Source organism: Lacinutrix salivirga (assembly GCF_053604675.1).
On the sequence record NZ_JBSHNP010000140.1, the window covers coordinates 26506 to 38677 of the forward strand.

9 protein-coding genes are annotated in these 12172 nt (G+C 31.7%); 1 reads left to right on the top strand and 8 read right to left on the bottom strand.

Going from position 1 to position 12172, the window contains the following annotated elements:
* Nucleotides 1-12: 12 nt before the first annotated feature.
* The 7 genes from ACVC5O_RS13250 to thrA form a co-directional block, all read right to left on the bottom strand.
* The gene (locus tag ACVC5O_RS13250; RefSeq protein WP_452221966.1) at nucleotides 13-843 is read right to left on the bottom strand and encodes a sugar nucleotide-binding protein; all 831 of its coding nucleotides are present in this window, start codon (nucleotides 841-843) and stop codon (nucleotides 13-15) included.
* A 32-nt stretch (nucleotides 844-875) separates the two neighbouring features.
* Nucleotides 876-1958: a glycine cleavage system aminomethyltransferase GcvT gene (gcvT, locus tag ACVC5O_RS13255; protein WP_452221967.1), complete on the bottom strand. Its 1083-nt coding sequence runs from the start codon at nucleotides 1956-1958 to the stop codon at nucleotides 876-878.
* Nucleotides 1959-2178: 220 nt separating this feature from the next.
* Complete coding sequence (locus ACVC5O_RS13260) at nucleotides 2179-3309, bottom strand: T9SS type A sorting domain-containing protein (RefSeq protein ID WP_452221968.1); 1131 nt, start codon at nucleotides 3307-3309, stop codon at nucleotides 2179-2181.
* Nucleotides 3310-3423: 114 nt separating this feature from the next.
* A complete protein-coding gene (locus ACVC5O_RS13265; protein ID WP_452221969.1) occupies nucleotides 3424-4248 on the bottom strand; it encodes a hypothetical protein in 825 nt (274 codons plus the stop codon).
* Between the two features lie 2 nt (nucleotides 4249-4250).
* Complete coding sequence (gene thrC / locus ACVC5O_RS13270; protein ID WP_452221970.1) at nucleotides 4251-5543, bottom strand: threonine synthase; 1293 nt, start codon at nucleotides 5541-5543, stop codon at nucleotides 4251-4253.
* A 136-nt stretch (nucleotides 5544-5679) separates the two neighbouring features.
* Nucleotides 5680-6609: a homoserine kinase gene (locus ACVC5O_RS13275; protein ID WP_452221971.1), complete on the bottom strand. Its 930-nt coding sequence runs from the start codon at nucleotides 6607-6609 to the stop codon at nucleotides 5680-5682.
* A gap of 28 nt (nucleotides 6610-6637) precedes the next feature.
* Nucleotides 6638-9085: a bifunctional aspartate kinase/homoserine dehydrogenase I gene (thrA, locus tag ACVC5O_RS13280; RefSeq protein WP_452221972.1), complete on the bottom strand. Its 2448-nt coding sequence runs from the start codon at nucleotides 9083-9085 to the stop codon at nucleotides 6638-6640.
* 237 nt (nucleotides 9086-9322) lie between these two features.
* Between thrA and ACVC5O_RS13285 the strand changes: the two genes are divergently transcribed.
* Complete coding sequence (locus ACVC5O_RS13285) at nucleotides 9323-10888, top strand: NAD(P)H-hydrate dehydratase (RefSeq protein WP_452221973.1); 1566 nt, start codon at nucleotides 9323-9325, stop codon at nucleotides 10886-10888.
* 189 nt (nucleotides 10889-11077) lie between these two features.
* On the opposite strand, the gene ACVC5O_RS13290 is transcribed toward ACVC5O_RS13285, so the two are convergent.
* Nucleotides 11078-12127, bottom strand: coding sequence for a TlpA family protein disulfide reductase (locus tag ACVC5O_RS13290; RefSeq protein WP_452221974.1), 1050 nt, complete (start codon nucleotides 12125-12127; stop codon nucleotides 11078-11080).
* Nucleotides 12128-12172 lie beyond the last annotated feature (45 nt).

Consider the following 12172-nt stretch of genomic DNA (forward strand, 5'->3'; position numbering starts at 1 on the left):
CATAAATGGATTTTAAACGTCCAATTCTGTTAAGATGTCTTCACTTTTTAACTGAAGGTGTTTAGGTAACCTATTAAATTTTGGCAAAACAGCCAGATAGCGTTCATCGTTAGTAGTATAAACTTGCTTTAATTTAGCAGTGTTAAGCTTTAACGTTTTTATAATTTCTTTAAAAAAATCATCGTGATGCACTAAATCTGAACTACCACAATGAAAGATACCATATTTTTTGCGGTTAATAATGTAATGAATTTGCTGTGTGACTTTTGTGTCTGTAGTCACATTCATTATTAAATTAGGAAACACTTCTATTGGCTCTTTCTCTGCAGTGAGTTGCTTAATGTCTTTTACTCTTGGCGATTGCGCACCAAACACCATTGGTAATCTTAAAATAACAATTTGCTGTTTTGGTAAACGCAACAACATATTTTCTATTTTAATTTTAAAATGACCATAAATACTATGGCTTAGCGTTTTATCGTTTTCGTAGCTTGGAAATTTGCTATACGCATCAAACACATTTGCTGAAGAGAGATAAATGAGTTTAGCTTTAGCGTCTAATAAATAATCCAAAATATGGCTATGTGCTATTACTTGTGCCGAAAAGTTACCTCGTAAAGCTGAAATTATCACATCTGGTTTAACAGCATTTAGAATGTCGAAAACATCATCTTCTTCTACATTATATTGAAAAAAATGTTGATTCTTTTCTAATGAAGAATTAGTGGTGCAATACGTACCAAAGGTTCTAAAATAGGAGCAAAGCTCTTTATAAATCGCCTGACCTATAAAACCGCTTGCTCCAAGTATAAGTATTGTATGTTTGCTTTTTTTCTGCTTCATTAATTAGCCTTCTCCAACAAAAAACATACCAATTACCCTTTGTAAAAAGGTAATTTAACTACAGTAGCTGGTACTGCATTTTTACGTATTTGAATATTTATTTTGCTATTTACATCTGTAAAAACGGTTGGTACATAGCCTAAACCAATTCCTTTACCTAACATTGGACTCATTGTACCAGAAGTAACTTCGCCAATTTTTTTACCTTGTCCATCTACAATATCGTAGCCTTGTCTTGGTATTCCTCTATCATCTAACTCAAAAGCAACTAATTTGCGATCTACACCACGACGTTTTTGATCTTCTAACGCTTCAGAATTTGTAAAGTCTTTTGTGAATTTTGTAATCCAACCTAAGCCAGCTTCTAGAGGAGAGGTGGTGTCGTCTATATCATTTCCGTATAGGCAATACCCCATTTCTAGTCTTAAAGTGTCTCGTGCAGCCAAACCTATTGGTTTAATGCCATAATCTGCTCCAGCTTTTAACACGCTATCCCAAATTTGTTTCACTTCGCTGTTTTTACAATAAATTTCGAATCCACCACTTCCTGTATAACCTGTTGCAGAAATAATTACATGCTCTATACCTGCAAAATCGCCAACTACAAAATTGTAGAATTTAATTTCTGATAAATCATGACTGGTTAAAGATTGCATAGCCTCAACAGCTTTTGGACCTTGTATGGCTAGTAAAGAGTAGTCTTCACTTAAATCCTTCATGGTTGCTCCAACATCGTTTTTAGCGCTAATCCAATTCCAATCTTTTTCAATATTACTAGCGTTTACAACTAATAGATATTGTTCTTCTTTAAGTTTATAGATAATTAAATCATCTACAATTCCGCCAGTTTCATTTGGTAAACAACTGTATTGCGCTTTACCAACTGTAAGTTTAGACGCATCGTTACTCGATACTTTTTGTATTAAATCCAAAGCATGAGGTCCTTCGATTAAAAATTCTCCCATGTGGCTTACATCAAAAACACCAACACTTTTTCTTACTGTTTCGTGCTCTATGTTAACACCTTCGTATTGTACAGGCATATTGTAGCCAGCAAAAGGAACAATTTTAGCACCAAGTGCTTTGTGAGTATCAGTTAATGCAGTGTTTTTCATTGTAAATATGTTTTGTTTTTCTGAATGACAGAAAAGGATTTAAATGGTTTAATATTAAGTCTCAAAGATATTTAAAATTTATTGATTTTTATAGCTAGAAATGGTCTTAAAAAGAAGATTTAAAAATAATTTAAAGCTGAAGGATTAGCGCTTTTGAATTTGTTATAAATGCTGAAAATAAAACCATTAAAACGTCTATTTCCAATTTTTTTTGATGAATTTATTGTTTTATAAATTTTTGGACACTCGAAGCGTGGTTTTTTAATTTAATAAAATATACACCACTTGATAGGTTAGAGATATCTATTGTCATATTTTCTATTTTATAACTCCCTACAAATAAGCCTATTGAATTGTAAATTTTAATGTCGTCAAGATGTTTTAAGCTATTAGATTTAATAGTAATAAAATTAGTCGTTGGATTTGGGTAAATGGAAAAATTAGATTTTTCTTCTGCAACGTCTAAATTAGACAAAGTACTTCCAGAAACACCAGTCCAACTACTTAGGTTTGATACAGTATTCCATGCCACTTGTTGCATAATTGTAGCTTGATTGCTAGTTGGCATATTTGCATAAGGTGTATTCCATTGGTTATTTATACTTGTAGTTAAACCAACAGGAGATTCTCTATAAATTGAAGCGTACATTACACATGCTATAAAATAATTACCTGCATTTGTTAAGTGAATATCATCAGTAAATAAGTCTGTAAAACTTGTAATACCAGGAAGATTTCCAGCATCAATTTCGGCTGCTAAATTATAAAAGGCTTGTCCAGCAGGTATCATCCAAATTTCATCGTTGTTAGGGTTTTGGTTACGTACATCTGTTACTATACCTGACCATAAAGAAAAATCTGCCTGCAACCTTGGTTGCCAAAGTGTATTACTATTTGCCGAATTATCATAGTCACATCCAGCAGGTAAGCCAGAGTTTATACAGTGCCAAGTTTCATAAATATAAAACCTTAAAGGAGTTCCATTGTTATTGTTTTTTGCATAATTATAAAAATTATTTGCATAGGTATAAGTATCACTCCACGTTAAATGGTTTTGTAACGGAATTGCTTCTGTGATGACCAAAGTATTAAAATTACCCGAAGGAAATGCTGTGGTGTATGGTGTGCCTTGTGCACTAGCTGCATTATTGTAGTTGGCTTGTAATGTAGCTCCATTAGTAATTTGCTGATCAAAAAAACTTGTTTTTCCTGCATCATTTGCTAATGCTTGTACCATTAAAGGCATATCAAAATTAACTAGACTGTGACCAACGTAAAACGGATTCTGTTCTTGAGCAAACCCTATTAACAAAGAAAAATATGTAATTATAAAAAAATAAACCTTTTTCATTTTTTATGTATTAGAAGTTCTTATTGAAATATAAATACTAAAGTTCGACTTTTATTATGAGATAATAAAATCATTATATAATTACTAAAAATACTAAAATTTTAATTTCTTAATTTAATAACTCACATAAGATTTTGCCGTTTCCCAATCACTTTTATAATAATTTAAAATAAATTCTTGCAACTCTTTATCTATAGTATAGGTTTTCGATTTACGATTTTTTAAACGGTTTTGACAAAGGTCTCTTGGTGTAAGTTTATATTTTTTAAAACGTTTGGAGTAGAGGCTAGGTAAAAATTTAATACGTTCTAATTTATGGCTTAATTTGTTGAGTTTTTTTAATGTTTCTACTTGGTAAACTGTTTTAACACCAACATTTTGTGGTTTGGATTGTATGGTGTTATACTCTAACGTGTCGTCTATATTTAAAAAGGAAATTAGTGCATTTATAAACTGTTGAGGCGTTTCTTTTAGTGTTTCTTGCGAATAGATAAAAACATCATCAAACTCTTGCTTTAAAATCTGAATTTTTTCAGCTAGAAATAGATCTTCTTGCTTTAAAATTCCTGTATTTTCTATATTAAATAATTCTGAAAGGTCATTAAATCCTTTTTGATGTAACTGTTGTTTGTAGAGTGACAAGATAAATTGGTCGTGTCGTCGAATCCCAAACATAATTTTAGGATTTTTATAAAGCGTTTTTAAATGCTGAATATTTTTCTTGAAAGTTTTAAAATACTCGCCTTTCCATGGGTCTCCAGAAATGCCTTCGTCTGTAATAATTACTTGTTTACTAAAATCAGAATTGATTAAATAACGTTGGTTATGCCAAGCTCTAATTACAGTTAATGATTTTAATCTTGGAAAAATTTCATTTTGAATGTAAGTTGTTCCTGTTTTATGTAAACCAATATGTATAACGATTCTGTTGTCTTTCATAATTATTTTAATAGAAACGCTTTTAAATCGTTATAAGTGCTAATTTTGGTTGCTACTTTCTCTTTTCCCATTACAGCTTTAATTTGCTTAGGTAATGTTTGTTTTTCTTTAATCACTTCTTCAACAACATCTAAAAATTTTGTTGGATGTGCAGTTTCTAAAAACACACAATGTACATTTGGATGCTCTTTTAAATAGGCTTTGCAACCTAAATAACCAACTGCTCCATGAGGATCTGCAACGTACTTGTAATTGGTGTATATTTCTTTTAAAGCGATTTTAGTTTCGCTATCTGTAAAACTAAAAGACGATAGGTTGTTTTTTAATGTATTGAAATCGTTTTTGTAAATTTCTTGAATACGAATAAAATTACTTGGATTTCCTACATCCATAGCATTACTAATGGTTTGCACAGAGGGCTTTGGAGTGTATTTTGCAGTTTTTAAATAGTTAGTGACTACGTTATTTTCGTTATTTGAGGCAATAAAATGTTTAATCGGTAAGCCTAATTGTTGAGCCATCATGCCTGCACAAACATTTCCAAAATTTCCGCTTGGTACAGAAAACACAATCTCTTTGTGTGTGTTATGTAATTGTTTGTAAGCAAACATAAAGTAAAGTAGTTGTGGTAGCCAACGTGCAACGTTTATAGAATTTGCAGAGGTTAACTGCATTTTACTAGTTAATTCTTCATCTAAAAAAGCACGTTTAACCATGTCTTGACAATCGTCAAAAACACCATTAACTTCTAATGCTTTAATATTTTGACCTAAAGTGGTGAGTTGTTTTTCTTGAATATCACTTACTTTCCCAGAAGGATAGAGAATGACGACATTTACGCCTTTAACACCTAAAAAACCATTGGCTACAGCTCCTCCTGTGTCTCCAGAAGTAGCGACTAAAACAGTGACTTGGTTAGTATTATCTTTATTAAAATGCGCTAGACAACGCGCCATAAATCGAGCACCAACATCTTTAAAAGCCATTGTTGGACCATGAAACAACTCTAAAGTTGAAATGTTCTCGTCTAAATTAATAACAGGAAAGTCAAACGATAAGGTCTCCTTAATTATTGTTTTTAAAACATTTTCTGGAATGTCTGGAGAAACAAATTGCTTTAAGGCTTCAAACGCTATGTCATTGTAAGATAAATTATCAATATTTTGAAAAAATGAAGCTGGCAAAGGTGTTATGCTTTCTGGAAAATACAACCCTTTATCTGGAGCAAGACCTCTTATTACAGCATCTTTAAATGTGGTGTCTGGTGCTTTTTTATTAAGAGAGTAATATTTCATGTTATCAGTTATCAGTTATCAATTATCAATTTTCAATTATTAGTTATTAGTTAGCTTTTAGCTGTTAGCGGAGTTATGAAATATTAATTTTTAATTTTTAATTTTTCACTTTTCACTTTTCACCTTTCACCTTTCACTACTCACTACTCACTATCCTAACTCCTAAAGTGCTAATTTTTGAGTTAAAAATGGTAAATTCAATTCCTGTAGGTTTGTAAGCGTTTTGCATGTTTTCTAACACTTTATTGGCAATGGTTTCTCCTTTACTAATCGCAAAAATTGTTGGTCCAGCTCCTGAAATTCCAGCGCCTAAAGCTCCTGCTTGTAGTGCTGCATTTTTTACTGTATCAAAATGTGGAATTAATTTTTTTCTTACAGGCTCCACAATTACATCTTGTAGAGATCTACTTATTAAGTCATAATCGCTAGTGTATAAACCACTAATAAGTCCGCCAACGTTAGACCATTGTGTTATTGCTTTTTGTAATGGAATGTGTTCTGGTAATACATTACGAGCATCTTCGGTTTTAATCTCTATTTGCGGATGCAAAGCGGTTACAAACAAATCCTTAGGAACAGGTAAGCTTACAATTTCTAAGGGATTATAACTTCTAATTAATACAAAACCACCAAAAAGTGCTGCGGAAACATTATCTGCTATTGGTGTGCCACAAGCCACTTCTTCTCCTAGCATTGCAAACTCTACAAGCTGAGTCGTATTAAACGGTTTATGTAATAACTCATTGATAGCAAAAGCAGTACCTGATGCACTTGCTGCACTAGAGCCTAAGCCACTACCTGGTTTAAATCCTTTATAAATTTCTATATCTAAGCCAAAATTAGCGTTAGCTTCTTTTAACATCTGTTTTGCAATAACACCAACAAGGTTTCTTTCTATATCATAAGGTAAATTAGCACCTTCTATTTTAGTAATTACAAGTGTATTATCTGTTCGTTTTGTAAACACCATTTCGTCACCTTTACCCTCTAGAGCAAGACCTAAGGCATCAAAACCACAGGACACATTGGCTACAGTTGCAGGTGAGAAGATTTTAATGGTATTCATTTATAATTTAATAGTTTATGATTAGAAACTAGCTGTTAGAAACTCTTATAATATCTGCAAATAAACCAGAAGCAGTAACATCTGCTCCAGCTCCTGCACCTTTAATAATTAAGGGTTGTTTTTTGTAGCGTTCTGTATAAAACATTACAATATTATCTTTTCCTTCTAAGTTATAAAATGGGTGTCCTTTTTCAATATGTTTTAAACCAGTACTAGCTTTATCTTTTTTAATTTGAGCTACAAATTTTAATTGAGCGTCTTTGTTTTTTGCTTCTGCGTATAATTTTTGAAAGTGAGGTTCGTCTTCTTTAAGCGTGTCGTAAAAATCATCTACAGTGTCGCTATTCAAATTTCTTTCAGTTAAAAAAGAGGACATCGAAATATCATCGAAAGCCATATCTATTCCGCTTTCGCGAGCAAGAATTAAAATTTTTCTGGCCACATCAACACCACTTAAATCTATTCTTGGATCAGGTTCTGTAAAGCCTTCAAATTGAGCACGTTTTACAGTATCATGAAAATTTGTACGCTCACTAAAGTTATTAAATATAAAGTTTAAACTCCCTGATAAAACAGCTTCAATAGAACTAATTTTATCTCCAGACGCCATTAAATTATTTAGTGTATCCAAAACAGGCAAACCTGCACCAACATTAGTTTCAAAATAAAAAGGTGTATTGTATTTAAGCGATAATTTTTTAAGTGTTTTATACTCTTCCAAACTACCAGAACATGCAATTTTATTGCAAGCAACTACTGCAATACTTTCTTTTAAATACTTTTTATACGTCTCGGAAACCGCTTTATTGGCTGTGATATCCACAAAAATACTATTACGTAAATTCATAGCTGTGGCTTGCTCGAAAAAACCAGTGATACTAGACTTTTGTCCTTGACGAAGTTTAATTGGCCATTGGTTTAAATCGATTCCATTGGCATCAAAAACCATATTTCTAGAGTTTGAAATCCCAACAATATTAATACTCGTTTTTAGTTGATTTTTTAAATAATTTTTTTGTTCTTGGATTTGTTCTATTAGTTTTTGTCCAACATTACCAACTCCTGTAATAAAAACGTTAAGCTGTTTGTTATTACCTTCAAAAAAGCGATCGTGCAGTGCATTAAGTGCTTTTTTAACGTGTTTTTCTAAAATTACTGTCGAGATATTTCGTTCTGAAGCACCTTGTGCAATAGCGCGAATATTAATGTTGTTTTTACCAAGCGTACTAAACATACGACCACTAATACCTTGGTGTTTTTTCATTTTATCACCAACTAAAGCTAATATTGCTAATTCGCTTTCTACACGAATTGGGTCTATTTTATGGAGAGCAATTTCGTTTTGAAAGGTAAAATCTATTAATTCTTTAGCTTTTTCTGCTTCACTTTCATCAATAGCAATACAAATTGAATGTTCTGATGAGGCTTGAGTAATGAGAATAACATTTATTTTTTCTTGAGCTAAGGTTTCAAACAAACGCTTAGAGAAACCAGGAATACCAACCATCCCACTACCTTGTAGTGTAATGAGCGCAATATTACTAATGTGGCTAATCCCTTTTACAGGAGTTGTAGTATTATTATGTTCTTCTTTAGTGATTAAAGTCCCAACATCTTCAGGCTTTAACGTGTTTTTTATGTTTATTGGAATATTAGCATCTAAGGCAGGTTGCACTGTTGGTGCATACAATACTTTAGCACCAAAATGAGACAATTCCATAGCTTCCTGATACGATAATTGTTTAATAGGAAAGGCTTCTTTTACCAATTTAGGATTAGCAGTAAACATACCACTAACGTCTGTCCAAATTTCTAACTCTTCAACTTTTAATGCAGAAGCAATAACCGAAGCTGTAAAATCTGAACCACCACGTCCTAAAGTAGTTTGTACACCAGTTTTAGATTTTGCAATAAAGCCTGGAAGGATTGTAATTTGTTGGTCTGCTTTATCAAAATAGGCTTTAATATTTGCCTTAGAGACATTAAAATCTATTTGTGCTTTGGTGTAATTATTATCTGTTATTAGTAGCTCTTGTGTGTTTTTTCGTTTTGCATCAATGCCTCTTACTTCCATCGTTTCCGCTATAATGAAAGAGGAGAGGAGTTCTCCAAAACTTAATAATTTATCTAAAGTTTTTGGAGATAATTCGTTAATTAAATAAATACCATCTAGTAATTCTTTAAGTTCTTCTAACTTTTTTTCAATTTTTGAAACTATTTTTTTATTGTTTTTTACAATAAGCTCTTCGGTTATAGAAACATGTATTTTTTTAATGTTTTTAAACACTTTTTTATACTCTGAATCCTTGTTTTTAGCCAATTCGCCAGCTTCTAATAGTTTGTTAGTAATGCCACCAACAGCAGACACTACACATATTAATTTGCTAGATTTGGCCTGTTTTTCTAGAATAGAAATAACAAGGTTTATATTTTTTGAAGAACCTACAGATGTTCCACCAAACTTTAATACTTTCATTTAAATACCATTGAAAATTAATACGCGTAATTTAAGCGACAACCAAAACCTGAAGCTTTAAAATTCTTATAGAATGAAAATTCTAAAAAAGGATTGTAAACCTTGTAGGTTAAAAGAGTGTTCTTTTTATTTTTTTTAGCACTATACCTATCAAAAGTATTACTTTTACTGAGATAAAAAAACAAATTTGTTTTTTTTGTAGTATTGTTAAAAAACAGAACAGATAATTATTAAAAAATGAAAATTTTCTCCAAAGAACAGATTTACGAAGGCGATGCATTAACAGCAAAAAAACAGGCAATTACCTCTACAGATTTAATGGAACGTGCTGGAATACAAATATTTAATTGGTTACATACACGTATGCAAGGTGCGCAAGTACCAATCCATGTGTTTTGTGGTATTGGAAATAATGGAGGAGATGGTCTAGTAGTTGCCAGACATTTAATCACACATGGATATAATGTAAATACTTATGTAGTAAATTGCAGTGATAAACGCACAAAAGATTTTTTAAACAATTACGATCGCATTAAACACGTTACAAAAAAATGGCCAACATTATTAAGTTGTGAGGACGATTTTCCGCCAATAGACGAGCGCGATATTATTATAGATGCTGTATTTGGAATTGGGTTAAACAGACCAATCGATGATTGGGTTAAAGCCTTGTTTAATTATTTTAGAACCACTAAAGCTTATACCTTATCTGTAGATATTCCTTCTGGTTTATATACAGATAAAACGCCAGACGATGAAGAAGCAGTTGTACAAGCTGCTCATACCTTGAGTTTTCAAACACCAAAACTAGTTTTCTTTTTACCAGAAACAGCAAAATACACAATGCAATGGGAAGTTATTGATATTGGTATAGATCCAGAATACTTATTTACAACCCAAACCGAAGCTGAACTTATTGGTAAACACGAGGTATTGCCAATATATAAACCAAGAGAAAAATTTTCAAACAAAGGCACTTTTGGTCACAGTTTACTAATTGGAGGTAGTTATGGTAAAATTGGTGCAGTTACATTAGCTAGTCGTGCGTGTTTAAGTGTAGGAGCAGGAAAAATTACCGCTTACATCCCAAAATGTGGTTATACTATTTTGCAAACAGCATTCCCAGAAGCTATGGTAATTACAGATGTAAATGAGGATGTAATTACAGATATAACTTTTGATATTAAGCCTACAGTAATTGGCGTTGGAGTAGGACTTGGCACAACAAAACAAACACAAGATGCTTTTGAAGTATTTTTAAAAAATAATAAAAGTCCATTAGTAATAGATGCCGATGGTTTAAACCTATTAGCAAAGAAAAAAACGTTACTTAAACTTTTACCACAAAGCACTGTTTTAACGCCACATCCTAAAGAATTAGAGCGTTTAATTGGTAAATGGAAAGATGATTTTGATAAACTAAAAAAAACCAAAGCATTTAGTAAAAAATACAATTGTATCGTGGTTATTAAAGGTTTTAATACGATTACAGTTTTTGGTGATAAGTTATATGTAAATGCTACAGGTAATCCAGGTTTAGCAACTGCAGGAACAGGAGATGTTTTAACTGGTATGATTACTGGTTTAATTTCGCAAGGTTACGATCCATTGGCAGCAACGCTTTTTGGAGTGTATTTACACGGAAAAGCAGCAGATATAGCAATTCAAGATTTAGGTTACCAGAGTTTAATTGCTAGCCATGTTATTGAGTTTATACCTGAAGCGTATTTAGATTTATTTAAACAACCAGAACCACCACAGCAGCAGCAACAGAAAGCTAATTCTAATAATGAAGAAGAGTAGTTGCGATAACAGCTAGTATAAATAAAATTACGAATTACGGCAAGTAATTATAATACTGTTACATTAGATGCCATCGAAAAATTTTACTTTTGGATACTAAAAAAATCTTATGGCGCTTAATTAGACAAAAAATTAAGCATAAAAAAAAGCGACCAATTGGTCGCTTTTTTTTTATAAATTATATAAGGTTTAGATATTCTCTAAACTATTAAATAATGTTTTTAATTTTGGACTAGATGGTCTTGGAGCATCAGCATCTACAACATTTCCAGCAGGATCAATTAAAATAAAACGAGGGATTCCGTTAATTTTAAACCCTTGTACAAATTCAGATTTCCAACCCTCTGCAGAATGCAATTGAACACCACCTAATTCTTTCTCTTTTACCATCTCTTGCCATCCTTTTCTTGCAGCTTCAGCGTCACCTTTGTAACCTCTACCATCATCAACAGAAAGACTTACAAATTCAATGTTTTTATCATGAAATTCTTTTTCTACTTCCTTTAACGAAGGAATTTCTCTAATACAAGGTCCACACCACGTTGCCCAAACATCTACATAAACATATTTACCTTTTAAGTCAGATAACGAAGTTTTACCACCTTTAGCATTTTCTAAATTAGTAAACTTAGGAGACGGTTTACCAATAAACTCTGCAAACATTGCTTTTCTAGCTTTTTGTTGCTTGTAAGCAGATAAGATTTGGGTTTTTAGATTAGAAATATCTTTCTTCTCGTTTGCACTAAAAGTAGAATCTAATTTAGTAGCATATTTATCATGAAACTTATTTAATTCAGTTTCTATGTTTCCTAACTTATTATTGAAAGCATCTTCTTCTAAATCTAAAAGATCCATTCCAATTAAATCTTCCTGCAAAAGTGTTTTTTCAACCATATAATTATTATCATCTGCACCTTTACCAGAAAACTTTAAACTTTCGTCAAATTCTTCAGTATTTAAAGTAAGGTTTAAATCATAATCATTTTTTAAATACAAATTTGCACTTTCTGTACCATCGTAAATACCATAAATTCCTGGCTCTACTTTAAGAGTATCACTAAAAGTGCCATCCTCGTTTAAACGTATTGTTTTAGAAAAATTTCTACCTTGGTACACAAATAAAGAGTCACTATTTGGATTTTCTATTTTACCAGATAGAGTTACGTAGTCTTTAGGCGCTTCTTCTTTACAAGAAAACAAAGCTAAAGCTGCTGTTAGACATATAAATAATTTTTTCATTTTTATAGATATTTAATTTATTAGGTTGCAAAAATATACATTATT